24 protein-coding genes are annotated in these 25,274 nt (G+C 67.9%); 10 read left to right on the forward strand and 14 right to left on the reverse strand.

The window, feature by feature from the left end; genetic code table 11:
* Positions 1-147: 147 nt before the first annotated feature.
* The 5 genes from AC1RLW_RS24525 (at position 148) to AC1RLW_RS24545 (ending at position 4,867) form a co-directional block, all read left to right on the forward strand.
* Positions 148-1,353, forward strand: coding sequence for an ABC transporter substrate-binding protein (locus tag AC1RLW_RS24525; protein ID WP_493195471.1), 1,206 nt, complete (start codon positions 148-150; stop codon positions 1,351-1,353).
* Between the two features lie 130 nt (positions 1,354-1,483).
* A complete protein-coding gene (locus AC1RLW_RS24530; protein WP_062476050.1) occupies positions 1,484-2,404 on the forward strand; it encodes a branched-chain amino acid ABC transporter permease in 921 nt (306 codons plus the stop codon).
* Positions 2,401-3,390 carry a branched-chain amino acid ABC transporter permease gene (locus tag AC1RLW_RS24535; protein ID WP_493195472.1) on the forward strand — a complete coding sequence of 330 codons (990 nt, stop codon included), beginning with the start codon at positions 2,401-2,403 and terminating at the stop codon, positions 3,388-3,390. The genes AC1RLW_RS24530 and AC1RLW_RS24535 overlap by 4 nt, the downstream gene beginning before the upstream one ends.
* On the forward strand, positions 3,387-4,142 hold the full coding sequence (locus AC1RLW_RS24540; protein ID WP_159273561.1) for an ABC transporter ATP-binding protein: 756 nt from the start codon (positions 3,387-3,389) through the stop codon (positions 4,140-4,142). Before AC1RLW_RS24535 ends, AC1RLW_RS24540 begins: the two co-directional genes overlap by 4 nt.
* Positions 4,139-4,867, forward strand: a complete 729-nt coding sequence (locus AC1RLW_RS24545; RefSeq protein WP_062476058.1) for an ABC transporter ATP-binding protein — start codon at positions 4,139-4,141, stop codon at positions 4,865-4,867. The genes AC1RLW_RS24540 and AC1RLW_RS24545 overlap by 4 nt, the downstream gene beginning before the upstream one ends.
* 22 nt (positions 4,868-4,889) lie before the next feature.
* Here AC1RLW_RS24545 and AC1RLW_RS24550 read toward each other — a convergent pair whose 3' ends face one another.
* The 12 genes from AC1RLW_RS24550 to gtdA form a co-directional block, all read right to left on the reverse strand.
* Positions 4,890-5,498, reverse strand: coding sequence for a class I SAM-dependent methyltransferase (locus AC1RLW_RS24550; RefSeq protein ID WP_493195473.1), 609 nt, complete (start codon positions 5,496-5,498; stop codon positions 4,890-4,892).
* 17 nt (positions 5,499-5,515) lie between these two features.
* A complete protein-coding gene (locus AC1RLW_RS24555; RefSeq protein WP_493195474.1) occupies positions 5,516-6,220 on the reverse strand; it encodes an SDR family oxidoreductase in 705 nt (234 codons plus the stop codon).
* 33 nt (positions 6,221-6,253) lie between these two features.
* Positions 6,254-6,892, reverse strand: coding sequence for an SMI1/KNR4 family protein (locus AC1RLW_RS24560; protein WP_493195475.1), 639 nt, complete (start codon positions 6,890-6,892; stop codon positions 6,254-6,256).
* A 3-nt stretch (positions 6,893-6,895) separates the two neighbouring features.
* Complete coding sequence (locus AC1RLW_RS24565) at positions 6,896-7,504, reverse strand: glutathione S-transferase (RefSeq protein WP_493195476.1); 609 nt, start codon at positions 7,502-7,504, stop codon at positions 6,896-6,898.
* Positions 7,505-7,547: 43 nt separating this feature from the next.
* Entirely contained in the window at positions 7,548-8,462 is a 915-nt protein-coding gene (locus tag AC1RLW_RS24570) for an acyl-CoA thioesterase (protein ID WP_062476073.1), read from the reverse strand.
* A gap of 95 nt (positions 8,463-8,557) precedes the next feature.
* Positions 8,558-9,253 carry a hypothetical protein gene (locus tag AC1RLW_RS24575; RefSeq protein WP_240531275.1) on the reverse strand — a complete coding sequence of 232 codons (696 nt, stop codon included), beginning with the start codon at positions 9,251-9,253 and terminating at the stop codon, positions 8,558-8,560.
* Between the two features lie 54 nt (positions 9,254-9,307).
* Positions 9,308-10,669 carry an FAD-dependent oxidoreductase gene (locus AC1RLW_RS24580; RefSeq protein ID WP_493195477.1) on the reverse strand — a complete coding sequence of 454 codons (1,362 nt, stop codon included), beginning with the start codon at positions 10,667-10,669 and terminating at the stop codon, positions 9,308-9,310.
* Complete coding sequence (locus AC1RLW_RS24585; RefSeq protein ID WP_493195478.1) at positions 10,669-11,646, reverse strand: Bug family tripartite tricarboxylate transporter substrate binding protein; 978 nt, start codon at positions 11,644-11,646, stop codon at positions 10,669-10,671. The genes AC1RLW_RS24580 and AC1RLW_RS24585 overlap by 1 nt, the downstream gene beginning before the upstream one ends.
* A gap of 85 nt (positions 11,647-11,731) precedes the next feature.
* Positions 11,732-12,712 carry a Bug family tripartite tricarboxylate transporter substrate binding protein gene (locus AC1RLW_RS24590; protein ID WP_159278818.1) on the reverse strand — a complete coding sequence of 327 codons (981 nt, stop codon included), beginning with the start codon at positions 12,710-12,712 and terminating at the stop codon, positions 11,732-11,734.
* Between the two features lie 55 nt (positions 12,713-12,767).
* Positions 12,768-13,982, reverse strand: a complete 1,215-nt coding sequence (locus AC1RLW_RS24595) for a 3-hydroxybenzoate 6-monooxygenase (protein WP_493195479.1) — start codon at positions 13,980-13,982, stop codon at positions 12,768-12,770.
* 16 nt (positions 13,983-13,998) lie between these two features.
* Complete coding sequence (locus AC1RLW_RS24600) at positions 13,999-14,703, reverse strand: fumarylacetoacetate hydrolase family protein (protein ID WP_492743139.1); 705 nt, start codon at positions 14,701-14,703, stop codon at positions 13,999-14,001.
* Between the two features lie 70 nt (positions 14,704-14,773).
* Positions 14,774-15,856 (reverse strand): gentisate 1,2-dioxygenase, encoded by a 1,083-nt coding sequence (gtdA, locus tag AC1RLW_RS24605; RefSeq protein WP_493195480.1) that lies wholly within the window; start codon positions 15,854-15,856, stop codon positions 14,774-14,776.
* A 131-nt stretch (positions 15,857-15,987) separates the two neighbouring features.
* Between gtdA and AC1RLW_RS24610 the strand changes: the two genes are divergently transcribed.
* From AC1RLW_RS24610 to AC1RLW_RS24630, 5 genes are all read left to right on the forward strand, one after another.
* On the forward strand, positions 15,988-16,884 hold the full coding sequence (locus AC1RLW_RS24610; protein WP_062476092.1) for a LysR family transcriptional regulator: 897 nt from the start codon (positions 15,988-15,990) through the stop codon (positions 16,882-16,884).
* Positions 16,885-16,969: 85 nt separating this feature from the next.
* A complete protein-coding gene (locus tag AC1RLW_RS24615; protein ID WP_062476095.1) occupies positions 16,970-17,419 on the forward strand; it encodes an acyl-CoA thioesterase in 450 nt (149 codons plus the stop codon).
* An 88-nt stretch (positions 17,420-17,507) separates the two neighbouring features.
* On the forward strand, positions 17,508-17,996 hold the full coding sequence (locus tag AC1RLW_RS24620) for a phasin family protein (RefSeq protein ID WP_062476098.1): 489 nt from the start codon (positions 17,508-17,510) through the stop codon (positions 17,994-17,996).
* A 126-nt stretch (positions 17,997-18,122) separates the two neighbouring features.
* The gene (locus AC1RLW_RS24625) at positions 18,123-18,830 is read left to right on the forward strand and encodes a TetR/AcrR family transcriptional regulator (RefSeq protein ID WP_070063441.1); all 708 of its coding nucleotides are present in this window, start codon (positions 18,123-18,125) and stop codon (positions 18,828-18,830) included.
* 7 nt (positions 18,831-18,837) lie between these two features.
* On the forward strand, positions 18,838-19,686 hold the full coding sequence (locus AC1RLW_RS24630) for a hypothetical protein (RefSeq protein ID WP_493195481.1): 849 nt from the start codon (positions 18,838-18,840) through the stop codon (positions 19,684-19,686).
* Positions 19,687-19,962: 276 nt separating this feature from the next.
* Here the strand turns inward: AC1RLW_RS24630 and AC1RLW_RS24635 are convergent, their stop codons facing one another.
* Together AC1RLW_RS24635 and AC1RLW_RS24640 are read right to left on the reverse strand one after the other, a co-directional pair.
* Positions 19,963-20,208, reverse strand: coding sequence for a hypothetical protein (locus tag AC1RLW_RS24635; protein WP_493195482.1), 246 nt, complete (start codon positions 20,206-20,208; stop codon positions 19,963-19,965).
* On the reverse strand, positions 20,205-25,235 hold the full coding sequence (locus AC1RLW_RS24640) for an RHS repeat-associated core domain-containing protein (RefSeq protein ID WP_493195483.1): 5,031 nt from the start codon (positions 25,233-25,235) through the stop codon (positions 20,205-20,207). The genes AC1RLW_RS24635 and AC1RLW_RS24640 overlap by 4 nt, the downstream gene beginning before the upstream one ends.
* Positions 25,236-25,274 lie beyond the last annotated feature (39 nt).

Consider the following 25,274-nt stretch of genomic DNA (forward strand, 5'->3'; position numbering starts at 1 on the left):
ACCTTTCGCGAGGGTCCGGCGCGGCGAAGGCGACACGGTTCACTGGCACCATTCGTGCTAGTACCGTTGACACCGAATTGTTTACGGCTAAAGTATTTAACTATCAACAGTTCAGTTGTCTCAACCCTTCCCTAGCCGGAGAACCCGATGCGCCCCACGTTCCTGAAATCGCCCGCGCTGCCGCGCACCCTGATCTCGCTGCTGCTGTGCGGCGCCGCCCTCGGGGCCTCGGTGTCGGCCGTGGCCGCACCGGTCAAGGTGGGTTTGGCCCTTGACATCTCGGGGCCTTTCGCGGCGTTGGGCGCCGAGGCGCGTGACGGCTTCGCGCTCGGCATCAAGCAGCTGAACGGCAAGCTCGGCGGGCAGGACGTGGAGTTCGTGCAGGCCGACATGGCCGGCAGCCCCGACCAGGCCAAGCAGCTGGTCGACCGCATGATCCAGCGCGACAAGATCGACATCTTCAGCGGCCCCATCGGCTCCAACGTGGCGCTGGCCGTGGGCCCGACGCTGTTCAACGCCAAGGTGCCCTACCTGTCGGCCAACGCCGGCCCGAGCCAGTTCGCCGGCGCGCAGTGCAGCCCCTACTTCTTCGGCACCGCCTACCAGAACGACCAGTTCCACGAGGCCGCCGGCAAGTTCGCACAAGACCGCGCGTTCAAGAAGATCGTGCTCATCGCCCCCAACTACCCGGCCGGCAAGGATGCGCTGGGCGGCTTCAAGCGCCAGTTCAAGGGCCAGGTGGCCGACGAGCTGTACACCAAGCTGGGCCAGATCGACTACGCCGCCGAACTCGCGCAGCTGCGCGCGGCCAAGCCCGACTCGATCTACTTCTTCCTGCCCGGCGCGATGGGCATCAACTTCATCAAGCAGTTCGTGGGCGCGGGCCTGTCCAAGGACATCACGCTCGTCACCAGCGGCTTCTCGGCCGACGAGGACGTGATCGGTGCCGTGGGCGAACCCATGCTCGGCCTGTTCAACACCTCGCACTGGGCGCACGACCTGGACAACGCCGCCAACAAGGCCTTCGTGGCCGCGTTCCGCAAGGAATACAACGGCCGCTACCCGTCGGTGTACGCCGCGCAGGCCTATGACGCGATCCTCGCGATGGACGCCGCCGTGAAGCAATCGGGCGGCAACGCGCAGAACCGCGAGGCCGTGGTGGCCGCCCTGAAGAAGGCCAGCTACGCCTCGACGCGCGGCACCTTCAAGTACGCCAACAACCACTTCCCCATCGAGAACTTCTACCTGCGCGTGATCGGCAAGGACGCGCAAGGCAAGGTGACGAACAAGCTGATCAACACCGTGCTGACAAGCTACGGCGACAGCTACGCCAGCAAGTGCGCAATGAAATAAATAGGCTCTCCCCCAGCCTTCGCGCACTTCGTGTCGCTTCGCCAACCCCCTTCCGGGGGCAACACCTGAGGCCCGGCAAAGCCGGTTCCTCGGTGTTTCCCGAAATGAATACGGGCACTCCTTGGATGCTATGAGCGGAATTCTTGTCCTCGAGCAATTGCTCAACGGCATCGGCTACGGCCTGATGCTCTTTCTTCTGGCGGCGGGCCTCACGCTGGTGTTCGGCATCATGGACGTGCTGAACCTGGCGCACGGCTCGCTGTTCATGGCCGGCGCCTACGTGGCGGCCGAGGCGCACACGCGCACCGGCTCGTTCGCCGCCGCCATCGTGGTGGCGGTGCTCGTCACCGTGGTGGTGGCGCTGCTCATCGAGGTGCTGCTGATGCGCCGCCTCTACAAGCGCGACCACCTGGCGCAGGTGCTCGCCACCTTCGGCGTGATCCTGGTGGCCGACGACATCGTCAAGATGATCTGGGGCCCCTCGCCCGTGATGGCCCCCACGCCGGCCGCGCTCTCGGGCCCGGTCGAGCTGATGGACGGCCTGCCCTACCCCTCGTACCGCCTCGTGGTGCTCGCGGGCGGCCTGCTGATGGCGCTGGCGCTGTACGTGCTGGTGAACCACACGCGCATCGGCATGCGGGTGCGCGCAGGCGCGTCCGACCGGCCGATGGCCGAGCTGATGGGCGTGCGCGTGGGCCGCATCTTCAACGGCGTGTTCCTGCTCGGCGCGGCGCTGGCCGCGCTGGCCGGCGCGCTCATGGGCCCGATCGTCGCGGTGCAGGTGGGCATGGGCGAAGCCATCCTGATCCCGGCGCTGGTGGTGCTGGTGATCGGCGGCATCGGCTCGGTGCGCGGCGCCTTCGTGGCCGCGCTGCTGGTCGGCGTGGTCGACACCATCGGCCGCGCCTTCGTGCCGATGCTGCTGCGCGCCACGCTGCCGCCCGCCACGGCGGCCGACCTGGGGCCGCTGTTCGCCGAAGTGGCGATGTACGCGCTCATGGTCGTCGTCCTGATCTTCCGGCCCTCGGGCCTTTTCTCCGCCCGCGCATGAAACCCTCGTCACGCACCTTCGGCCTCGGGCTGCTCCTCGTGGCGCTCGCGGCCTTTCCGCTGGTCGCGCCGCTGTTCGGGCTCGACTTCTACATCGGCTTCGTGCGGCGCGTGCTCGTCGTCGCGCTGGCCGCCGCGAGCCTGAACTTCATCCTCGGCTTCGGCGGCATGGTGGCGCTCGGGCACGCGGGCTTCATCGGCATGGGCGCCTACACGGTGGTGGCGCTCAGCGACGCCGGCGTGATGTCGGCCTGGATCCTGTGGCCGCTGGCCGCGCTGGTGGCGGGCCTGGTGGCCGCGCTGATCGGCACGGTGGCGCTGCGCACGCGCGGCGTGTACTTCATCATGACCACGCTGGCCTTCGCGCAGATGCTGTACTTCGTCGTCGTGTCGCTGCGCAAGTACGGCGGCGACGACGGCTACACGCTCATGTCGCGCCCCACGCTGCTGCCGGGCCTGGACCTGGGCAACGAGTCGACCTTCTACTGGGTGGTGCTCGTGGTGGTGGCGCTCGCGCTGTGGTGGCTGCACCGCGCCACGCAGGCGCGCTTCGGCCATGCGCTGATGGGCATCCGCGACAACGAGACGCGCATGCGCGCACTGGGCTACCCGGTGTTCCGGCTGCAGCTCGTGGCCTTCGCCATCGCGGGCGCGATCGCCGGGCTGGCCGGCGCGCTGCTGGCCGGCGGCAACGGCTTCGTGAGCCCCGCGACCATGCACTGGACGCAGTCGGCCACTCTGGTGGTGATGGTCGTCATCGGCGGCCTGGGCCGCAGTTGGGGCGGGCCGGTGGGCGCCGTGGTCTGGCTGGTGCTGGAGGAAGTGCTCAAGCAGCACACCGAACACTGGCACATGCCGCTGGGCCTGCTGCTGATCGCCGTCGCCCTCTGGGCCCCGCGCGGCCTCGCCGCACTGTCGACGAAACGCCGCACGGTCGCAGCAGCAGCGGCTTCCGCTGCAACTGCCGCAGGGAGCACCAAGCCATGAGCCTGTTCAGAATCGAAGGGTTGGTCAAGCGCTTCGGCGGCCTGCTGGCGACCGACCACGTGAGCCTCACGGTGGAGCGCGGCGAAGTGCATGCGCTCATCGGTCCCAACGGCGCGGGCAAGACCACGCTGGTGAACCTCATCACCGGCCTGCTGGAGGCCGACGCGGGCCGGCTGATGCTCGACGGGCAGGACATCACGGCCTACAAGGACCACCAGCGCGTGGCCGCCGGCATGTCGCGCTGCTTCCAGGTGACGCGCGTGTTCGCCAAGGAAACGGTGCACGACAACCTGATGCTCGCGGCGCAGGCCCATGCAGGGAGCAGCCTGCGCTTCCTGGCGCCGCGTGCGAACGAACGCGACCTGGTCGACCGCGCCCACGCGCTGGCCGACCGCGTGGGCCTGGGCAGCGAGCGCCACCGCATCGCGGGCACGCTGCCGCACGGCGCGCAGCGCGCGCTCGACGTGGCGCTGGCACTGGCCGCCGAGCCCAAGCTGCTGCTGCTCGACGAGCCGATGGCCGGCATGGGCCCCGACGAATCGGCGCGCATGGTCGATCTCATCGAATCGCTGCGCGCATCGATGGCCATCCTGCTGATCGAGCACGACATGGACGCCGTGTTCCGCCTCGCCAACCGGCTCACGGTGCTGGTGCAGGGCAAGGTGCTGATGAGCGGCACGGCCGACGAAGTGCGGGGCCACCCCGATGTGCAAGCCGTGTACCTCGGCACCGAAGCGGAAGGACACGCATGAGCACGACGACCACGACATCCACCCTGCTCGAGGCCACCGCCATCGAAGCCGGCTACGGCGCCAGCCAGGTGCTGTTCGGCATCGACGTGCGCGTCGGCGCGGGCGAAGTGATGGCGCTGCTGGGCCGCAACGGCATGGGCAAGAGCACGCTGCTGAAGGTGCTGACCGGCACGATCGCGCCGATGCGCGGCGGCGTGCAGTTCTGCGGCGCGGCCATCGGTGGCCACCGGCCCGACGCCATCGCGCGGCGCGGCATGGCCATCGTGCCCGAGGGGCGCCATGTGTTCCCCAACCTCAGCGTGGACGAGCACCTGCGCGCCTTCGCACGGCCCCGCCCCGGCAGCGCGCCGCGCTGGACCGTGGAGGCGCTGTACAAGCTTTTTCCGCGCCTGTCGGAGCGCAAGGCCAACGCGGGCAACCAGCTCTCGGGTGGCGAGCAGCAGATGCTGGCCATTGCGCGCGCGCTGTCGACGCACCCGCGCCTGCTGATCCTGGACGAAGCCACCGAAGGCCTGGCGCCGGTGATCCGCGAGGAGATCTGGCACTGCATCGCCACGCTGAAGTCGGAAGGCGAGGCGATCCTGGTGGTCGACAAGTACGTGCAGCGCCTGCTGCCGCTGGCCGACCGCCACGTGATCCTCGAACGCGGGCGCGTGGTGTGGCAGGGCGACTCGGCCGCGCTCGACGCCGACCGGTCGCTGTGGACGCGCTACCTGGGCGTGTGAGCCGGCGTTCGTCCGTCCGCTGCTAGCGCGGACGGCACGCCAGGAAATTGGCCCACGTCACGTCGTCGCGGCCGATCCACTGGCTGTCCCATTGCAGGTCAAGGCCCGCCGCGGCCAGCGCGTCGGCGAACGCGTCTTTCGCCCAGTACACGGTCTGGTAGTCGCCGAGGGTCTCGCCTTCGCCGATGCGCATGGCCGCGAGGAAAACCCCGCCGGGCGCGAGCGCGTCGAACACCTTGCGCAGCACCGGCGCGATCTGCGCGCGATCGACATGGATCAGCACGCACATCGCAAGGACCGCGTCGCAGGGACCGCCCAGCGCATCCGTGACGACATTGAGCAGTTCGCCCTTCTTGCCGCGCTCGGCCTGCAGGTCGAGAAACGCCTGGACCGCATCGGTGCGCCTCACGACGCCGCCCAGGGATTCGACGAAGTCGGCGTCCTGCCCCGACCCGGAGCCGATCTCGAGCACGGAGCCGCCGGCGGGCACGCGCTGCATCATGCGGCGCACCGCGTCCTCGATCTCGGGCGGCCGGTGGCCCGCCACGATCGCGTTGTAGTCGCGCGCGGACGCTTCGTAGGACGCAAGGGTGCGGTCCATGTGCTCGTGCACCGGGGTGGGGGCGGTCATGGGCGCCTCTGCCGGGTTCAGACCGAGCGCGTGATGCCGCCGTCCACGCGCAGGTTCTGCCCGGTGATGTAGCCCGCGCCCTCGGAGGCCAGGAAGCCGATGGTGGCGGCGATCTCGGCGCTGCGGCCGTAGCGGCCCATCGGGATGCGTTCGCGGAACACTTCTTTCTCGGGCAAGCTGTCGATGAAGCCGGGCAGCACGTTGTTCATGCGCACGTTGTGCTTGGCGTACTGGTCGGCGAAGAGCTTGGTGAAGGCCGCGAGGCCGGCGCGGAACACGCCCGAGGTCGGGAACACCGGGTCGGGCTCGAAGGCGGCGAAGGTCGAGATGTTGATGATCGCGCCGCCGCCCTGCTTCACCATGTGCGGCGCCACGAGGCGCGCGGGGCGCACGGCGCTCAGGAAGTAGACGTCCATGCCGCGGTGCCAGTCGTCGTCGCTGATCTCCAGGATCGGCGCGCGCGGGCCGTGGCCGGCGCTGTTCACGAGCACGTCGATGCGGCCCCATTCGCCGACGACCTTGTCCACGAGGCGCTGGATGTCGTCGTTCGACTGGTTGGAGCCGGTGACGCCGAGGCCGCCGAGTTCCTGCGCCAGCGCCTCGCCCTTGCCCGACGAGGACAGGATGGCGACGCGAAAGCCGTCGTCCGCGAGCTTGCGCGCCGCGGCGGCGCCCATGCCGCTGCCGCCGGCGGTGACGATGGCTACTTTCTGATCTGACATGGTGGGTTCCTCCTTCGGATGAAACCCCGTAGCCTACCCCTCGATGTCCCAGCGCGCTTTCACGGGGAAAGGCGCGCTGTCCTGCAGGGTGAAGCGCTTCAGGTCTTCGTCGAACCCGGCCTGCGGCATCAGCGAGGGCACCTGCTCGGGCCTGGCGCGCGGGCCCGTCTTGAAAGGCCGCGACACCAGCGGCTGCCGGCTCAGCGCCTGCAGGTAGGCGGCGGTTTCCGTGTCGTCCATGAAAGCCGTGACGGTGGCCACGTCGGCCGCGATGCGCTCGGCCATCTCGGGCTCGGACAGGTCCCAGTCGCCGAGGTAGCTCAGGTCGACGAAGGCTTCCAGGAATTTCGCGCAGACGAAATCGGCGAACGAGCCGTGGCCGACGCTGCTTTCCTCGTTGTCGTGCCACACGAAGGCCACGCCCACGGCGCCGCCGTCCAGCGGCACGAGGCAGTAGGCGTCGCCCGCGCCCGATTGCGCAAAGGGCAGGAAGCGGCGGCCGTCCTGCCACTTGGCGTCGAGCCACTCATCGAGGTCGTTGGCCGCCTGCTCGGCGTCCAGCCACTCGAAGTCGGGGAAGCCGACCAGATCGGGCGGCCCGCTGGCGAGGAGCTGTTGCAGCAGTGGGGGAATTTCGATGCCGGTGCGGCGCGAGAGATCGTCGAACGTCATCGTTCAGGCCGTCGGCAACGTGGCCTGCATCGACGGCCGGTGGCTGAACACGGCGAACCACTTCGCGCTGTTCGGCGCCTGGGCACGCCAGTCCACCGAGGGAAAGCGGAAATCCATGTAGCCCAGCGCGCAGCCGAAGGCGATGGTGCCGATGTCGACGCGATCGCCGAACGATGGCGCCGCCGCTTCCAGCCATTCGAGGCCGGTGCGCACCTTGTCGAGCTGGCCGTCGGTCCAGTCGCTCCAGCGCAGCGCCTCGGGGCGCAGCATGGTCTCGTAGCGCGCGAGCAGCGCGGCGCCGGTCATGCCGTCGGCCAATGACAGCTCGGTCAGGCGCGCCCAGCGAGCGGGCCCGGTGGCCGGGAACAGGCTGCCGGCGTACGCGGTGTCGAGGTACTCGCAGATCACGCGGCTGTCGAACAGCGCCTGGCCGTCGTCGGTGAGGAAGGTCGGCACCTGGCCCAGCGGGTTGGTCGGCAGGATGCGAGCGTCGCGCTTCACCGGGCCGGCGGCGCTCGGGAGCTTCTCGATGCGATCGGCTACGCCCAGCTCGTGGGCCACGACCATGCACTTGCGCACGAAGGGAGACGCGGGAGAGAAGAAGATCTTCATGGCCGGAGCGATCGAGTAGGTGTTGAAAAAGGAGGCAGGCCGTTCAGCCCGTGATCGGCGTGCGCGGCGACCCCGGCTTGCGGATGCGCAGCATGCCCTCCTGCGCCGCCGAGGCCACGAGGCGGCCGTCGCGCGTGTAGAGGCTGCCGCGGCACAGGCCGCGCGCGCCGCCCGCGCTGGGCGAATCGACCACGTAGAGCAGCCAGTCGTCGAAACGGAAATCGCGGTGGAACCACATCGCGTGGTCCAGGCTGGCGGGGCGCACCTGGCCGCTCATGAAGCTCAGGCCGTGCGGCAGCATGGCGGCGCGCAGCAGGCCGTGGTCGGAGGCGTAGGCCAGCAGCGCGCGGTGCACCGTCAGGTCGTCGGGCAGAGGCGCGATGGCGCGCATCCAGATGGCGCTCTGGTTCTCGGTCGGGCGCACCTCGGGCCGCAGCAGGTCTTCGGGGTCGACGCGCCGGTACTCGATGCCGTGCGGCTGGATGGCCTTGGAGCGCCAGGGTTCGGGCAGGCGGTCGCCGAGCGCGATGCGCTGGTCGAGCTCGCTGGTCAGGCCCTCGGGGCCTTCGACCGCGGGCATGGGGAACTGGTGCTCGACACCCTCGTCCACGGTCTGGAACGAGGCCGACATCTCGAAAATGATGCGGTCCTGCTGGCGCGCCACCACATGGCGCGTGGTGAAGCTGCGGCCGTCGCGCACGCGGTCGACGCTGTACTCGATGGGCGCGTGCTCGCCGGGCAGCAGGAAGTAGGCGTGCATCGAATGCACCGGGCGCTCGGCGCCCACCGTGAGGCTGGCGGCCATGAGCGACTGGCCGAGCACCTGGCCGCCGAAGACGGCGGGCGTACCGATGTCCTCGCTCTGGGCCAGGAAGCGGTCGCCGCCCAGGGGTTCGAGCTGCATGAGGGCGACGAGGTCGGCAACGAGGCGGGCGGCAAGGACGGGTTCGGGGGTCATCGGGGGAAGGGATTCGGCGCAGAAAAGCAATCCACGACGATAGCAAAGGCCGGGCCCGCGCGCTGTCGCGGCCCGGTCAGCGGCGCCCGGCGGGCCTACTTGAAGAAGCAGATGTCCAGCATCAGGCGCAGGCTGCAGCCGTGGTCGGTGCCGCCGTCCACCATGCGCACCGGCACGCCGCCCAGCAGCATCGCGCCGTCGGCGCCGTACGCCAGCGGCGAACGCGCGGCCTGGGTGAAGGGGCCGCTGAGCGTTTCCTGCTCGACGTACTTCAGGTACTGGCGCCGCGAGAAATCGACCGTGTCGGCCGACTTCAGCGCCACCGCCGCGTAGCGCTTGCCGTAGACCGTGCCGAAGTAGCGCAGCACCGGCCCGGTGCGGTCGCCGTACTTCACCTCGGCCTTCGCGAAGCCGGTCTGGACGAGGAAGTTGCGGTCTTCGGGGGTCAGGTCGGCGTCGAAGGCCATCAGCACGTACTGGCCTTCGAAGCTCTGGTTGCGCGCCACCTTCAGTTCGCCGATGAGCGCGGGCGTGACTTTGGTGCGGCCGTCCCAGCGCAGCAGCGCGGCCACGGACGGGTCGCCGTCGAACACGTAGTGGTACTTGTCGCCGGCGATGGCGACCTTGCGGCCGTCCTTGGCCGCGACGAAGCTCAGCACGCGGTCCTTGCCGTGGACGGGGTCGCCCTCGGGGGTGCTGGCGCAGCCCACCTGCAGCAGGCCGAAGGCGGCGCAGGCCAGCGCCAGGAAGAGCCGACGCGCGGGGGTCGACAGCGAAGAAGAAAGAGGCACGGTGTGTCCGGGGTTCGAGTTCATCCAGCCCCGGACTCTAGCGCCGCGCCGCCCTCAACGGTCCAGGTCGACGCCGTCGGCCGCCAGCTTTTTCTGCAGCGCCGCCACGTCGATCGCCGCGAAGCGCCCGCTGCCCAGCGAGGCCGCCGCCGTGCCCGCCGCCTGCCCCATGACGAAACAGCCGCCGCTGGCACGCGCGGCCGACTGGCCTTCGTGCGTCATCGAGGCGCAGCGCCCGGCCACCAGCAGGTTGTCGAGCGTCTGCGGCACCAGCATGCGCCACGGCAGGTGGTTGTAGGCGTTGGCTTCGTCGCGCGGGAAGGCCCACTCGATGCGGCCGTCGGCGTGCATTTCCATCGGCCAGGCGTTCAGGCCGATGGTGTCGTCGAAGGTGGCCGAGCCGAGGATGTCCTCGCGGCCCAGCGCGTACAGGCCCTGGATGCGCCGCGTCTCGCGGATGCCGACCTGCGGCGCGATCTCCACGATGGCCGACGGCGCGAAGCCCGGCACCTCGGCCTGCAGGAACTTGAAGTACGCAGCGATCTGGCGCCGGCCTTCGAGCTCGCCGTCGCTGAGCTCGCGCGCATCGACGCCGTTCATCGCGCGGCCTTCGGCGTTGCGGATCTGCGTGACGTTGGCGCGCCATTCGCGCGGGTCCTTGTTGGGCCGCAGGATCGCGCCTTCGCGCGGAAAGCTGTACTTGCCCGGGTGCTGCTGCTCGGCGCGCGCCATGAAGCCGTTGATGGCCGAGAACTCGCCCACCGCTTCCAGCGCGGCCGGCGCGTCGACCTGGCCGATGCGAAACATGGTGGTCGGGAACAGCCCGCTGCCGTGGCCGTCGCCCACTTCGAAGGGCACGCCCGCGAAGGCCGCCACGTCGGCGTCGCCGCTGGCGTCGATGAAGGCGTTGGCGCGGATCGCCTGGCGGCCCGATTTCGTTTCGACCACCAGCGCGGCAAGGCGCGCGCCATCGTGCAGCACCGCCGCCGCATACGCGTGGAACAGCATCTGCACGCCGGCCGTTTCGAGCAGCTGGTCGGCGGCCAGCTTGTAGGCCGAGGTGTCGTACGAGCGCACGCAGATGCGCCCGCCCATGCCGTTCTGCGGCGCGTTCATGCCGTTGAAGCCGGCGATGCGGTCGATGAGGTCGTCGACCACACCACGCACCAGCTGCGTCATCTCGCCGCGGCGCTTGCCGTACAGGCCCGCGAAGTTGGTCACGCCGCCCGCGGTGCCCATGCCGCCGAGAAAACCGTAGCGCTCCACCAGCAGCGTGCGCGCGCCGTGGCGCGCGGCGCTCCCGGCGGCGGCAATGCCGGCGGGGCCGCCGCCGACCACGACCACGTCGAAGTCGCCGAACACCGGCAGCGCGCGCGCCGGTTCGGTCAGGGTGGGTTGCTGCGTCGTCGTTGTCATCACTGGATCTTGATGCCGCGGGTGGCGATGATCTTGCTCATGATCGCCGCCTCTTCCTTCACGCGCGTGCGCATGCCGTCCGGCGAGGTGCCCACGGCCTGCCAGCCTTGCTCGAAGAGCTTGCGGCGCACGTCGGGGTCTTTCATGACGATCTCGATCTCGCGGCTGATGCGGGCCTGCGCGGTCTTCGACAGGTTGGCCGGGCCGAGCAGCGCCACCCACACCTCGAGGTTGAAGTCTTTCACGCCGGCTTCGGCCAGCGGGGCGATCTCGGGCACCAGCGCGCTGCGCCCACCCGTGAGGCCCACGGCCTTGAGCTTGCCGGCGCGGATCTGCGGCATGGCCACGCCCGGCGGGATCAGGCCCATCTGCACCTGGTCGCCCAGCATGCCGGTGACGACCTGCGGGTTGCCCTGATAGGGCACGTGCTCGGGCTTGAAGCCGTTCACGCGGCTCTTGAGCAGTTCCATGCCCAGGTGGCCGACCGAGCCCACGCCCACCGAGCCGTAGTTCCACTTGTCGCCGGCCTGGCGCGCGGCGTCGAAGAAGGCGGTGCCCGAGGGCAGGCTGTTCTGCGCCACGAGCACCAGCGGCGCGGTGGCGATGAGCGAGAGGTACGTGAAGTCCTTCGCCGGGTCGTACGGCAGCTTGGGGTACAGCATCTTCGACGACGTGAGGTTGCCGTTGATGACGATGCCCAGCGTGTGGTCGTCGGTGGCCTTGGCCACCTGGTCGGCCGCGATGTTGCCCGAGGCGCCGGCCTTGTTGTCCACCACGACCGGCTGGCCCAGCGCGCGGGACAGCGGCTCGGCGATGGTGCGCGCCGCGATGTCGGGCGTGGAGCCGCCCGGGAAACCCACCAGCAGGCGGATCGGCTTGGTCGGCCACGCGGGGGTGTCGGCGCTGGCGGACAGCGGCAGCGCCGCGGTGGCGGCCAGGCCGCAGGCGATCAGGAGGGCTCTCTTGGTGGCTTGCATGGGAAAAGACAGTTAAAAGGTAAACAAAAATGCAAAGAGAGCCAGCTTAACTGGCGCGCCGAGCCCTGGGCAAGGCGCCCCCTCGTCAGTCGAGGCTGATGTTGCCCCGGCGCACCAGCTCCCCGTACACCTTCGACTTGGCCTCGGCGTTGCGCTCGATCTCCTCGGGCGACCAGGCCAGCGGCTCGAAGGCGAAGGTGTCGAAGCGGGCGCGGATGTCGGGGTCGGCGATGACCTTGGCCACGTCGGCGTTGATCTTGGCCTTGACGGCCGCCGACACGCCCTTGGGCGCCAGCAGCGACACGAAGGAATTGACCTCCAGCGAGGCCGGGCCGCCGGCCTCGGCCATGGTGGGCACGTCGGGCATCTGCGGGATGCGCTTGGGCGCGGCCACGGCGATGTAGCGCAGCTTGCCCGCCTTGTAGATGCCCTGGCTCGACGGGATGCTCGCGAAGGCCCACGGCACCTCGCCGGTGCCCACGTTGGAATACAGCTGCGACACCTCGCGGTACGGCGCGTGCCGCATGCGGATGCCCGTGAGCGCTTCGAGCTGCTGCGCGCCCAGGTGGCCCGGGCTGCCGACGCCCCACGAGCCGTAGACCACGCCTTCGGGGTTGGCCTTGGCGGCGGCGATCAGGTCGCCCATGGTCTTCCACTTCGACTCGGTGCCCACGGCCACGAAGAAGGGCGTGCGGAACAGCGAGGCGACCGGGTCGAAGTGCTGCAGGGTCACGAAGTTGCGCGACTTGTACAGGTGCGGCAGCGCGGCGATGTGCTCGCTGTCCAGCTGCAGCAGCGTGTAGCCGTCGGGCGCGGCGCGGCGCGCCTGGTCGATGGCGATGAAGCCGCCGCCGCCGGGCCGGTTGTCGACCACCACGCGCTGGTTCCACAGGCGAGAGAGCTTGTCGGACACGAGCCGCAGCACCGCGTCGGGGCCGCTGCCGGCCGCGAACGGGGTGATCAGCGTCACCGGCTTGCTCGGGTAGTCGCTGCCCTGCGCCCAGGCGCCGGAGGCGGCGGTCAGGGCCAGGACGGCGGTCGTCAGCAATGCGCGCGGAAAGTTCATGGGGTGTCTCCTGGGCCTTCGGCCTCGTTGGTAGGGATCGGGTGAAAAAACCGTGTCAGCGCGGCGCGGGCGTGTCGCCCAGGCAGTGCTCGGGCCGCCAGGCGTACAGCCATTCGACCGCATCGTAGAAGCGTTCGGGCGTGCGCCCGGTCCACAGGCTGTTGCGCACCAGGCGCTCCACGCCCTGGGCGTGGTACAGGCGCCCCATCTCGCGCACCGACAGCACGACGCGCGCGCAGCGTGCGATGCGGGCCTGTTCGTAGCGCTGGAAGGCGGCGGTCATGTCGAAGTCGCAGGCCTTCACGGCCTCGCCGAGCGTCACGGCGTCTTCGAGCGCCATGCAGGCGCCCTGCGCGAGGTACTGCATCATGGGGTGCGCCGCGTCGCCCAGCAGCGTGGCCGGGCCGTCGCTCCAGCGCTCGACGGGGTCGCGGTCGGCGGTGCTCCAGCGGCGCCACGAGGTCGGGCGGTCGAGCAGCTGGCGCGGGCGCGCGTGCACGCCTTCGAAGTACGACAACACCTCTTCTTTGCTGCCGTCGGTGACGCCCCATTCTTCGGCATCGCGGCTGTGGAAGGTGACGACCAGGTTGTACTGCTCGCCGTGGCGCAGCGGGTAGTGCACCAGGTGGCAGTTCGGGCCGGCCCAGACCACGGGGGCGTTCCATTGCAGGTCGGCGGGCATGTCGGCCGCGGGCACGACGGCGCGGTAGACCACATGGCCCGAGACGCGCGGCGCGTCGCCGATGAGCTTGGCGCGCACCACCGACTTCACGCCGTCGCAGCCGACGATGGCGTCGGCCTGGAAACGGCGGCCGTCGCGCGTGACGGCCGTGACACCGTGCGCGCCGATGTCGATCGCCTCGACCTGCGCCGAAGTGTGGAAGCGGATCAGCGGATGCTGCTTCACTGCCTCGTGGATCGCGCCGTGCAGGTCGGCGCGGTGGCTCACGGCATACGGATTGCCGAAGCGCGCGCGGAAGGCCTCGCCGACGGGCACCGAGGCGACTTCGCTGCAGTCGACCGCGTCCATCATCACGAGCCGGTCGGTGAACACCGAACTGCGGCGCACGGCCTCGCCCACGCCCAGCGCGTCGAGCGCGGCGAAGGCGTTGGGGCCGAGCTGCAGGCCGGCGCCGATCTCGCCGATGACGGCGCTCTGTTCGAGCAGGTCGATGGCCACGCCCAGGCGTGCGAGCGCGAGCGCGGCCGCCATGCCGCCGATGCCGCCGCCGACGAGCAGCACGGAAGGAGGTTGCTTCGAGAGGGTCATGCGCGGGCCGGGACGCTCAGTCGATGCGGACCGTGAGCGATGGCAGTCGCTCGATGCTGACCTTGATCGTCTGGCCCGGCTTCACCGCGCCCACGCCTTCGGGCGTGCCCGTGAAGATCAGGTCGCCGGGCTGCAGCGCGAACAGCGTCGAGAGGTTGGCGATGACCTCGTTCACCGACCAGATCAGGTGCGTGATGTCGCTGTTCTGGCGCACCTGGCCATCGACCTCGAGCGTGATGGCGCCGGCGTTGATCTCGCCCACGTCGGCCAGCGTGCGCAGCGGCGCGATGGGGGCCGAGAAGTCGAAGGCCTTGCCGATCTCCCAGGGACGGCCGGCTTCGCGCATCTTCATCTGCAGGTCGCGGCGCGTCATGTCCAGGCCCACGGCGTAGCTGTGGATGTGGCTGGCGGCCTGGTCGACAGGAATGTCCTTGCCGCCCTTGCCGATGGCGACCACCAGCTCGGCTTCGTAGTGGTAGTTGCTCGTGAGCGAGGGGTACGGCACGGCGCCGGTGGCACCTTCGGCCACGGGCACGACCGAGGCGTCGTCGTTGGGCTTGCAGAAGAAGAACGGCGGTTCGCGGTCGGGGTCGAAGCCCATCTCGCGCGCATGCGCCGCGTAGTTGCGGCCCACGCAGTAGACGCGGCGCACGGGGAACTGCCGGTCGGAGCCGACGATGGGCAAGCCGACGATGGAAGGGGGTGTGAAGACGAAGGACATGGAAGCTCCTGCCGCGTGGGACGGCACATCAGACAAACAAGAAAAAGAAGGAAAGAAGGTCGCCGCGCTTTCAGGCGTCTTCGAGGAAGGCTTCGCGCAGGATGCCCATGGCCTGCTGCACGGGGCGGTCGGAAAAGCTGAAGAGCACGGTGTCTTCGTTCGGCGACGACAGGCGCAACGGCGCCCACGAGGGCACGACGAAGGTGTCGCGCGGGCCGAAGTCGAAACGCTGGCCGGCGATCTCGGCCGTGCCGTGGCCTTCGACCACGCTGTAGACGGTGCCGTCGGTGGCGCGGTGCGCCTGGCCGGCGAAGCCCTTGGGCAGCAGCTGCAGCTGGGTCGAGATGGTCGGCATCGGCGAGCCGCCCGTCAGCGGGTTGATGTAGCGCAGCTTGTGGCCGAGCCAGGCGTCGGGCGCCTCCTGCTTCTGCAACTGGGCCAGCGCCTCGCGGCTGCGCAGGTAGGGGTAGTTGAAGATCGGCGAGGTGGCCGAGGTGTGGTCGTGCCGCACCGGCACCATGTTGTGACCGAAGCGCGCCAGGCTGTGGCCTTCGGGCCGCGCCACGTGCTGCACCTTGGCGTCGTCGTTCTCGGCGAAGCCGGCGTCGAAGAAGCGCAGCATGGGAATGTCGAGCCCGTCGAGCCAGACCACCGGCTCGGTCACGCCGCCGATGCCTTCGTTGCCGTGGTCGTGCCAGGCCCACGAGGGCGTGATGATGAAGTCGCCGGGGTGCATGGTCGTGCGCTCGCCGCCCACGGTGGTGTAGGCGCCCTTGCCGTCCACGATGAAGCGCAGCGCCGACTGCACATGGCGGTGCGACGGCGCCACCTCGCCCGGCATGATGAGCTGCAGGCCGGCGTAGATCGACTGCGTGATCGACGCGTTGCCGGGCAGCGCCGGGTTCTCGAGCACCAGCACGCGGCGCACGGCCTCTTCGGCGGTGATGAGGTCGGCCGACTCCATGAGCAGCGGGCGGATCTCGTCGTAGCGCCACAGCGCGGGCACGCAGGGGCTCGCGGGCTCGCGCGGCACCAGCACGTGCAGCGACTCCCACAGCGGCGAGAGGTTCAGCGGGCGGATGCGGGCGTAGTAGTCGCGGCGCTCGGCGGCGTTGGCCGGCGCGCTGGCGGCATGGGAAGAAGCGGGGTTCATGGGGTCGGTGTCTCCGTTGGCGGCATTGTTGACCCGCACCACTATTTCCTCAAGACCGCGTGCCAATACACGGAATTTGAAATTTCGATAATGGTGCCTTTCGCCTTCAGGGCTCCGTCCCGCCTCACCCCATGTCCAAGCTCGATCTCGAATGGCTCGCCGTGTTCGACGAGGTCTACAAGACCGGCAACGTCACCAAGGCGGCCGAGCGCCTGGGCATGGCGCAGGCCGCGGCCAGCACGGCGCTGAACAAGCTGCGCGCACACTTCGACGACCGCCTGTTCACCCGCACCGCGCAGGGCATGCAGCCCACGCCCCACGCCGAGCGCATCTACCCGAACCTGCGCGAGGCGCTGGCGCAGCTGGCGCAGGCGCAGGGCAACCGCAGCAGCTTCGAGCCGGCGCGCGCGCAGCGGCGCTTTCGCATCTGCATGACCGACATCAGCGAGGTGGTGCTGCTGCCCGGCCTGCTCGACCACCTGCGCCATGCGGCGCCGGGCGTGCACATCGAGACCGAGATCATCTCCACCCACAGCGGCCGCCGGCTGCAGGACGGCGACGTCGACCTGGCCGTGGGCTTCATGCCGCAGCTGGACGCGGGCTTCTACCAGCAGGTGCTGTTCATGCAGAACTTCGTCTGCCTGGCGGCGCAGAATCATCCGCGCATCGGCGCCAAGCTCACGCGCAAGCGCTTCGAGGAAGAAGCGCACGCGGTGGTGTCCAGCTCGGGCACGGGGCACGCCATCGTCGACACCACCATCGCGCGCCTGGGCCTCAAGCGCAACGTGGTGGTGCGGTTGTCCAGCTTCCTGAGCGTGGCGCGCATCGTGGCCCACACCGAGCTGATCGTGGTGGTGCCGCGCATCCTGGGCAACGTGCTGGCCACGCAGGAGCCGGTGAAGGTGCTGGCGCCGCCCTTCACGCTGCCGGCCTACGCCGTCAAGCAGCACTGGCACGAGCGCTTTCATGCCGACCCGGGCAACGCCTGGCTGCGCCGCACGCTGGCCCAGCTGTTCAGCGGCAGCTGAACAGCGGCGGGCGGGCGCCAAAGGACGCCCGGGCGCTCGCATAATCGCGGCTCCCCACCCACAGCCCACAGAAAAAAGGCGCCCCATGTCTTCCATCACCCTCCGATTCCTGGCCGAACCCAGCACCGTCAACTTCGGCGGCAAGGTCCACGGCGGCACGGTCATGAAGTGGATCGACGAGGCCGGCTACGCCTGCGCCACCAGCTGGGCCAAGCGCTACTGCGTCACCGCCTTCATCGGCAGCATCCGCTTTCACCGGCCGATCATGATCGGCGACCTGGTCGAGGTCGAGGCCCGCCTGGCCTACACCGGCAAGACCAGCATGAACATCTCGGTCGAGGTGCGCAGCGGCGACATGAAGGGCGGCGTGATGGAAAAGACCACCGAATGCCTGATCGTGTTCGTCTCGGTCGACTCGCACGGCCGGCCGCTGCCGGTGGAAGCCTTCGTGCCCGGCACCCCCGGCGAAATGGCGCTGGCCGAGCGCGCCAAGGCGCACCTGGACGCCAGCCGCGCCGCCGGCGGCACGCCCTGATCACGGGCGCGGGGATAGGCGGCGCGCCCTAACCACGGCGCGCCCGGGCGGCTAGAGTCGTGTGATTGCATCCCAAGGAACACACCGCATGGCCACCTCCCGAGACGACGACAGCAACGACAAGACCGACCGCATCAAGGACTCGGCCCAGCAGATCTGGCTGGCCGGCCTCGGCGCCTTCGCCAAGATGCAGCAGGAAGGCAGCAAGGCCTTCGAGGCGCTGGTCAAGGACGGCGCCGGCATGCAGAAGAAGACCCAGCAGGCCGCCGAGGAAACCCTGGCCCAGGCCCAGCAGCGCATGGCCGGCTTCGCCAGCGAGTTCGGCACCAAGGCCGCCGGCCAGTGGGGCAAGCTCGAGAACATCTTCGAAGACCGCGTGGCGCGCGCGCTCGAAAAGCTCGGCGTGCCCTCGGCCGCCGACGTGGCTGCGCTGCAGGCGCGCGTCGAGGCGCTCGAGGCCCAGCTCAAGCAGCGCGATGCCAAGACCGCCGCCACGGCGCCCCGCAAGTCCGCCGCGCGCAAGGCCGCGCCCGCCCCCGCCGCCAAGAAGACCCTGCGCCGCACCAAGGCCGGCTGACATCGTTCTGTAATTGCGGCACTGCACAAAAAATCAGCGCCGCAAAACATGTCCCGCACCGTTCATGGTGCAGCGCACATGCGCTAGAGTGCCCCCAAGACCAAGAGAAACCACGGGGGCACCGACATGGCAAAGAAGGCGCCACGCCGCACTGCGCAACGCATCCTCGAAGCCGCATTGGATTTGTTCAACCGCTTCGGGGAACCGAACGTGTCGACCACGCTGGTGGCCGGCGAGCTGAACATCAGCCCCGGCAATCTCTACTACCACTACCCCGCCAAGGAAGAGCTGATCAACAAGCTCTACGAAGGCTACGAAGCCGAGCTCAACGAGCTGCTGCACGCCAGCGAGGGCGTGCACGACGTGGAGGACGCCTGGTTCTTCATGCACAGCCTGTTCGAGCTGATCTGGCGCTACCGCTTCCTGTACCGCGACCTCAACGACCTGCTGAGCAAGAACCGGCACCTGGAGACCCAGTTCCAGCTCGTGCTCAAGAACAAGGCGCGCGCCATCCGCCAGCTGATCGCCGGCCTGAGCCGCGCCGGCCACCTGGACATCGATGCGCACGAGGTCGACACGCTGGCCCAGAGCATGGTCGTCGTGCTGACCTACTGGCTCAGCTACGAGTACGTGCGCAACCCGCGCCAGGCGCTGGAGCCCGCGCACGCGCAGGGCGCGCTGATGCGCGGCGGCCACCACACGCTGCATCTGCTCGCGCCCTACCTCGCACGCGACCAGCGCCGCCACCTGCTGGCGCTGAGCAATGCCTACAACGGCGAAAGCGCCGCCAGCAACCCCAGCCCCGTGCCACCGACTGTCGATATGGCGGCCTAGAACATCCATGCCCCACTCCGATTTCAAACCGCTCTCGCTGCTGTCCGCCGGCCCTGCCGCGGCCACGGCCACCGCCGGCACCGAACCCTGGACGCCCCTTCCCTACCCCGACGTGCCCCGCTACGACGCGCGCAGCCTGCTCGCCCACTGGCAGCGCCTGCACGCCGGCCACGCACTGCCGCCGCCCGCGCCCGACGCGCCGCTGGCCGAAGGCTGGGCGCTGTACCACAGCGGCGAGTTCGAACGCGCCGCCGCCCTCGGCCTGCGGCACGGCCCCGACGGACTGGCGCTCGCCAACCAGGCGACCGCCATCTACGCCAACTACCTGGAGCCGCGCGAGGCCGTGCGGCTCGCCATGTTCCGCCAGGTGATCGAACGCGCCGGCGCGCAAGTCGCGGCCGAACCCGACAACTGCCAGGCGCTGTACTGGCAGGCCTACGCCCTGGGCCGCTACAGCCAGGGCATCAGCGTGGCGCGCGCCCTGGCGCAGGGCCTGGGCACCAAGCTCAAGGGCGCGCTGGAGCACGTGATCGAACTGCAGCCCGACCACGGCGACGCGCACCTCGCGCTGGCCGCCTTCCACGCCGAGGTGATCGACAAGGTCGGCGCGCTGGTCGGGCGCATGACCTACGGCGTGCGCGCCGAGACCTCGATCGAGCTGTTCGAGCGCGGACTGGCGCTGCACCCGCAGTCGGCGGCCGGGATGATGGAGTACGCGCGTGCGCTGCTGATGCTGCACGGCGAGTCGCGCCTCGGCGAGGCGAACGGGCTGTACGAGAAGGCGGCGACGCTGACGCCGGCGGATGCGCGGGAGCGGCTGGACGTGGAGCTGGCGCGGGCGGGGCTGACGGACTGAGGGGTTCTTTCTGGGTAGCTCTCGACTCGTCACCCTTCGCGGACGACATCGACGCCGTTCATCGGCTGAGATCTTGTTGGCATCAATGCTCAAGTCCTGGGCATGCAGTGATGGCCCCGTTTGGTCCTCCAAACACAGTGGCTTTTGAGGTTGTCGCCAAACAGCCGTCACTTTTTTGCCGGGCTCCGCATTCAATGCCCCGCCCCACGTCAACTGTCACCACATCCCGTTCACAAGCAGCATCTTTTGAAATTGCTCGTTGAATCACATCTATTTTCACTTCAAATCAAGATTCCGCCCGACATAGTAACCAGTCATCATGTCTATTACCTCTTCCACATAGTCGCTCGCCTCATTTCTTTCATTGTTTTTTAGGGCAAGATCGAATTCACGGAAATTTTCCAAAATTTCCGCCTTGCTTACTCCATTTTCTCGCAGATCAATTGCAAGCTGCCTCAACGCTTCTACTGAAAAATCTTGCGACAGCGCTTTTTCTATTTCGCTGAAAATAATGCAATTCATGGAGCAGTCCTTTTCCAGAGTGATTTCGTTTTTGCGAGCCGATCTCCCAGTTCGCATGTACATACGCCCTGGACGGTTGTGATACTGACGTGAGTGCGGCTACCCTTGCCATCTGACTGAGCTATCAATCCATGCGCACCAAGTTCATCGCTATCTATGCCGAACATTCCGGCATTTTTTTGAGTGCCACCGAAATCTACCGGGCGGCGATGAGGCGGGATATTTCCAATAACAGGATCAGTTGACATTCCAAGCTCGCCAGGCCTGACCCCGAGCGAATTTGCCGCGTTTGATCCACCTCCTGTCGAGCCAGAATAAACAACAGGGCCACCATCGCTATCAACAGTCATTCCTCGAAAAAGAGTAGTTCCCGTCAGTCCTAGCGGATCGACCCAAGCAACCGGGTTCTGCGTGTATTGATGTCCGTTGATCCCGCCCGCTAGGCCAATAGGATCTTTCGATATGAACCGCCCTGTTCTGGGATCGTAGTACCGATACCTGTTGTAGTGCAGCCCGGTCTCCTCGTCCAGATACTGCCCCTGGAACCGAATCGGATTCCTCAGCCCCGCCTTCCTGCCCGCCTCGCTGATCGTGAGCCTCGCCTCACCCCACGCCTTGTAGTTCGCCTCCCACGCGATGTTGCCGCCCTCATCGGTCAGCTCCATCGGCGTGCCGAGGTGGTCACACTGGTAGTAGTGGATGTTCTCCAGCGACTTCGACGGCTCCCCGTCATCGCCGATGCCCGGCGCGTAGTCCCCGTTGTAGAGCGGGTCCAGGTCCAGGTCGTAGCTGCCTTCCTGGTTGGTGTACGCGTTCGTCGCCTTGGCGGGTCGCTTCAGAAAGCTCCGCGTGATGGGCCCCTGTACGCTGGCCTGCAACACCGGTACGAAACTATCGGGCTCGAAGACGTAGTGCACTGTCCGGTTTCGCGCCGAGTCCGACTCCCAAGCCATCTGATTGCCATCCCACCCGAAGAGCACCGTGCCCAGCCCACGTTCGTCCATCTGGCGCTGGTATTCGGCTGCGTGGTAGTGGCTGCCGTCCATCCCGGAGCTCATGACGATCGGCTCGCTGCGCTTGGCAATGCGCCGACCCAGCGGGTCGTACAGGAATGAGGTGCGGGTGTCCTGCGTGCGCGCCTCTCTCAGGCGTCCCAGGGCATCCCATGCAAAGCGCGTGCGCTGGCCTTGGTGCAGGCGCTCGACCATGTTGCCCCTGACGTCGTACGTGAAGTGCGTGCCGGCGTAGTCCTTCACCAGGTTGTTCAGGATGGCAGGGATGTTGTGGATCGTCCCGGCCTCCTTGGCCACCGGCGTCATCGGGTCCAGGATGTTGCTGGCCGGATCGAAGGCGAAGGTCTCGGTGCCCAGTCGGCTTTGCGCCTGCAGCAACCGCCCCACCGGGTCGTAGCGATAGCTCAGGCCATCGCGGCGGCTGTCACCGATGTCGGTGAGCTGGCCAGCCCGGTCGTAGGTGTACTGGCGACGGATGCCGAGCGCCGAGGTGTTGGAGGCAGGCGCACCAGGACTTTGACCCAACCGCTCGGCGCGGCTGAGCATCTGGGCCTTCAGCCGCCCCACGGGGTCGTATTGCTGCTCCTGTGCCACCTCGTTGGCTTGCGTGCGCTTGACCTCGCGGTGCAGGTCGTCCCGCTCGATCTGCAGGGCCTCCATGTCGTCGAGCATCAGGCCGTGCACATGGCCTGAGCCGTAGGTCAACCAGGTGGTGGTGTGCCCGTCGGGGCGCGTGGTCTGGATGCGGTTGCCCAGTTCGTCGTAGCGGTGCTGCCAGACGGCCGTCATCGGCTGGCTGCTCGGCTTGCCCTGGTCGTCGATCAGGTAGTGATGGTGCTCGGTCCTCGTGTTGCCGGCGGCATCGTAGAACCACTGCAACTGGATGCCGGCGTTCCTCGCATCGACGAGCCGGCCGTTGCCGTCGTAGGCATAGTGGTCGGCCTGGGCATGCTCGCGGTCCAGGGTGCGCCCGGTCGGCTGGCCCTGGCTGTCCATGGGCTCGATGTACAGCGCCGCGCTGCGCCGCAGGAGCCGCCCCATGGGATCGAATTCGAGCTGCGTGACCGCATCGCCTTCGTTGACCTGGTGCAGCACGCCCGTCGATGCCGTGTAGCCGTAGCTGGTCTTGACGTTGTCGAAGTGAACTTCGGCCAACAGCTTGCCCAGGGGGTCATAGCGCAGGCTGTGGGTTCTGCCGTTCTCGTTGCGCAGCGTGACCAGCCGGCCCAGGCGATCCCACTGGTAGTCGAGCGTGTGGTGGTTGGCGTCGATGCGCTGGGCGATCTGGCCGGCCACGGTGTACTGGTAGCGGGTCTCGCGTTGCAAGGCATCGCGGTGCGCGAGCAAGCGGCCTTCGGCATCGTGATCGAAGTACTCTTGGGCGCCATCGGGATGGGTGACACCTGCCAGCTGGCCGCGCGCATAGTGGTACTGGGTGGCCTCGCCTGCCGCATTGCTCTCTTTGACCAGGCGACCGCGCTCGTCGTAGGCCCAACTGCTGGTCTTGCCGGAGCAATCGGTGTAGGCCGTCAGCTGGCCGGCCGCGTCATAGGCCAGTTGCTTCTTGCCGCCCTTGGCGTCGGTGATTTCCACCGGCAGACCGGCCTCGTTGTAGGCGTACGCGGTCTTGTGACCCAGCGGATCGATCTCTTCCACCAGGTGGGTGCCGTCGTAGGTACGCTTCCAGGCATGCCCTTCGGCATCCCGGATGCCGGTGAGGTTGTCCATCTCGTCATAGGCGAAATGGATGACGCTGCCGTCGGCCTGGGTATGGCTTGCGAGGTTGCCGTGTGCGTCGTAGCTGTAGTTGTCCTGGGTGCCGTCGGGATGCAGGTGGGAGGTGATCTTGCGGCGCGCATCGCGGAAGAACCACTCCTCGTGCTCGATGATCTTGCCGTCGACGCCTGTGATGCCGGGGTAGACGATGCGGTAGATGTAGCCGAGCTCGTCGTAGTGGTAGAGGGTTTCTCCCCCCAGCGCATCGACGACGGTGGTCAGGCGGACATGCTTGTTCCAGATGAGGGTGGTGTCGAAGCTGCCATCGTCGGCGCGTTCGTGCCAGGCCTTGGCTCGCTCGCTGTTGGTGCTGTCAATGACAACCGCGAAACCGTCTTCATGCATCCACTGCAGGTGCGTGCCGCGACCGGTGCGGTCGGTGTAGCGGCTGATGAGGTGGGTGCTGCTGTTGTCCGCGTGGCGCAGATAGTCGTAGTGCCAGATGTCCTGGTTCTCGTCGTGCGCGGCGACGAGGTCGCTGCTGCCATCGGCGTGGTCCCGGTAGACGTAGGTGGCCAGTTGGCGCACGGCCCGGGCCTCCTGCACCAGCCACAGGCTCTGGATACGGCCTTGTTCATCAAGGGCGGTGCTGACATGCGTCTGGCCGCTGACGATGTCCGAGAGCTGGCCGCTTTCATGGCGGTAGGCCAGCTCGGTGGTGTGGCCTTCGCGCGTGCGCTGCGAGGCCAGCCGGTAGCAGACGGTTTTGTTGCGCGTGCGGGCTTTGCCGTCGTGCCAGAACACGGGGGCCAGCTCGAAGGTCTCGATGTAGTCGCGCCCGTGGCTGAGGATCAGGAGGCCATCGTTGCCACGCCCCAGGGTCAAGTCTTCGATGGGATCGTGGTGGGTCTGGCCCGCCTCATCTTCGGACGGCCCCGCGAGCCGGGGGAATTCGTGCGTGCGACCGTCGGCACCGAAGTAGCGCAGGCTTCCGTCCTGGGCTTGTTCGATGCGTGTGGTGTACGCGGTGGTCCAGCGCGCGCCAAGGTAGGCCGGCACCGCATGGCTGCCTTGCAGAACGGGGCTGTCATAGGCGCCCAGGCGCGAGTGGTAGGTGCGGCTCCACACGATGGGCATGAGACCGGGCAGCACGAAGTCGGTGTGCACGAAGGTCTCGCTGCCGGTGGCATAGTTGATCGAGCGGCGTGACCTGCCACGCGCTGCAGGCGCCTTTGCGCCCGTGGCCGTGCAGCAGTTGCCGTCTTTCTTGACCTGGGTGTTCTCGTGGCTGACGACACCGAGCGGCCTCTCTGCCTTCTGCGCATCGCGCCGCGCGGTGATTTTGCCGTTCAGTGCAGCCGCCAGTTTTTGGGAGCCGCCTTTTTTCAGTATCTCCTTGAGCGTGAACAGCAGCCAGCCAACGGAACGCTCGGCGGCCTTGTCGCCTTGCTCCTTGAGTTTCTGCTCGATCTGCGTGCCGAGGACGTCGAGGAGGTCTGCGTTGCGCTCGAGCGCCTTGCCAATGGCAGTCCCGACGACGAACTGCTTGAACACAGCGTTGGCCTGCTCCTTGGCGACTTGCTTTGCCTTCTGACTTACTGCCTCTGCGCTGTTCGAGAGTGCGCCAAGGGCTGCGGCAAAGAAGTTGCTGTATTCGGACTTCTCGCCTGGGTCGTAGCGCGACTTCTCGGGCGGCGGGTCGATGACAAAGAGCTTTCCCTGCGAAAGCCTGCGCAGCCCTTCGCTCCAGCTTGCGGTGATTCCCCGCCCCAGGATTCCAGCTTTGGCCAGCAGACCATTGAGCTCGTCCTGTGCGGTAGTGACGAACTTCTCAAGTTCACCTTTCACTTGGGAATTCACATGCTCCTGCAACAGCACGAGCACAGTTACGCCAATGTCGTGCGTCGATGTCTTAAGCTTCTGGCGCAGCACTTGCATCAAAGGCCGCAAGCCCATGCGCACGGGACCACCCGCGCCCGGCACGATACCGATCAGATTGATCGCCAGGCTGACCCAGTTGAAGAAGGCCTCGACCTCGTTGCTGGCCTTCTTGGTGATGATGGCAATGATGTCGCACAGCGCATCGACCAGCGACATGATGTTGCCGATGACCGGCAGTGCCCCGGCAACGGTCCTGATGCGCTCCAGATTGACGTAACCGTCGCTGATGCTGCGCAGCCACTGGTCCACTTCGCCGGCCGCCTGCGCGACCTCCGATGGCTGAACGTCCGCCAGCGGCTTGACGACCAGGACTTTTTCTTCGGATCTCTTCTCGATCTCCGTTTGCGAAGTGCTCATGTGACTAGACTCCCTGGAGCTGTTCGCTCCTTTTTTGAT

The sequence above is a fragment of the Variovorax sp. GW822-FHT04A09 genome, assembly GCF_058801005.1.

Excerpts from the sequence above, each read along its gene's own strand:
- AC1RLW_RS24540 (WP_159273561.1), top strand. The coding sequence starts at position 3,387 with ATGAGCCTGTTCAGAATCGAAGGGTTGGTCAAGCGCTTCGGCGGCCTG.
- AC1RLW_RS24535 (WP_493195472.1), top strand. The coding sequence starts at position 2,401 with ATGAAACCCTCGTCACGCACCTTCGGCCTCGGGCTGCTCCTCGTGGCG.
- AC1RLW_RS24525 (WP_493195471.1), top strand. The coding sequence starts at position 148 with ATGCGCCCCACGTTCCTGAAATCGCCCGCGCTGCCGCGCACCCTGATC.
- AC1RLW_RS24600 (WP_492743139.1), bottom strand. The coding sequence starts at position 14,703 with ATGTCCTTCGTCTTCACACCCCCTTCCATCGTCGGCTTGCCCATCGTC.
- AC1RLW_RS24560 (WP_493195475.1), bottom strand. The coding sequence starts at position 6,892 with ATGACGTTCGACGATCTCTCGCGCCGCACCGGCATCGAAATTCCCCCA.
- gtdA (WP_493195480.1), bottom strand. The coding sequence starts at position 15,856 with ATGAACCCCGCTTCTTCCCATGCCGCCAGCGCGCCGGCCAACGCCGCC.
- AC1RLW_RS24590 (WP_159278818.1), bottom strand. The coding sequence starts at position 12,712 with ATGAACTTTCCGCGCGCATTGCTGACGACCGCCGTCCTGGCCCTGACC.
- AC1RLW_RS24630 (WP_493195481.1), top strand. The coding sequence starts at position 18,838 with ATGCCCCACTCCGATTTCAAACCGCTCTCGCTGCTGTCCGCCGGCCCT.
- AC1RLW_RS24580 (WP_493195477.1), bottom strand. The coding sequence starts at position 10,669 with ATGACAACGACGACGCAGCAACCCACCCTGACCGAACCGGCGCGCGCG.
- AC1RLW_RS24635 (WP_493195482.1), bottom strand. The coding sequence starts at position 20,208 with ATGAATTGCATTATTTTCAGCGAAATAGAAAAAGCGCTGTCGCAAGAT.
- AC1RLW_RS24555 (WP_493195474.1), bottom strand. The coding sequence starts at position 6,220 with ATGTCAGATCAGAAAGTAGCCATCGTCACCGCCGGCGGCAGCGGCATG.
- AC1RLW_RS24595 (WP_493195479.1), bottom strand. The coding sequence starts at position 13,982 with ATGACCCTCTCGAAGCAACCTCCTTCCGTGCTGCTCGTCGGCGGCGGC.
- AC1RLW_RS24530 (WP_062476050.1), top strand. The coding sequence starts at position 1,484 with ATGAGCGGAATTCTTGTCCTCGAGCAATTGCTCAACGGCATCGGCTAC.
- AC1RLW_RS24625 (WP_070063441.1), top strand. The coding sequence starts at position 18,123 with ATGGCAAAGAAGGCGCCACGCCGCACTGCGCAACGCATCCTCGAAGCC.
- AC1RLW_RS24640 (WP_493195483.1), bottom strand. The coding sequence starts at position 25,235 with ATGAGCACTTCGCAAACGGAGATCGAGAAGAGATCCGAAGAAAAAGTC.
- AC1RLW_RS24585 (WP_493195478.1), bottom strand. The coding sequence starts at position 11,646 with ATGCAAGCCACCAAGAGAGCCCTCCTGATCGCCTGCGGCCTGGCCGCC.
- AC1RLW_RS24545 (WP_062476058.1), top strand. The coding sequence starts at position 4,139 with ATGAGCACGACGACCACGACATCCACCCTGCTCGAGGCCACCGCCATC.
- AC1RLW_RS24615 (WP_062476095.1), top strand. The coding sequence starts at position 16,970 with ATGTCTTCCATCACCCTCCGATTCCTGGCCGAACCCAGCACCGTCAAC.
- AC1RLW_RS24550 (WP_493195473.1), bottom strand. The coding sequence starts at position 5,498 with ATGACCGCCCCCACCCCGGTGCACGAGCACATGGACCGCACCCTTGCG.
- AC1RLW_RS24610 (WP_062476092.1), top strand. The coding sequence starts at position 15,988 with ATGTCCAAGCTCGATCTCGAATGGCTCGCCGTGTTCGACGAGGTCTAC.
- AC1RLW_RS24570 (WP_062476073.1), bottom strand. The coding sequence starts at position 8,462 with ATGACCCCCGAACCCGTCCTTGCCGCCCGCCTCGTTGCCGACCTCGTC.
- AC1RLW_RS24620 (WP_062476098.1), top strand. The coding sequence starts at position 17,508 with ATGGCCACCTCCCGAGACGACGACAGCAACGACAAGACCGACCGCATC.
- AC1RLW_RS24565 (WP_493195476.1), bottom strand. The coding sequence starts at position 7,504 with ATGAAGATCTTCTTCTCTCCCGCGTCTCCCTTCGTGCGCAAGTGCATG.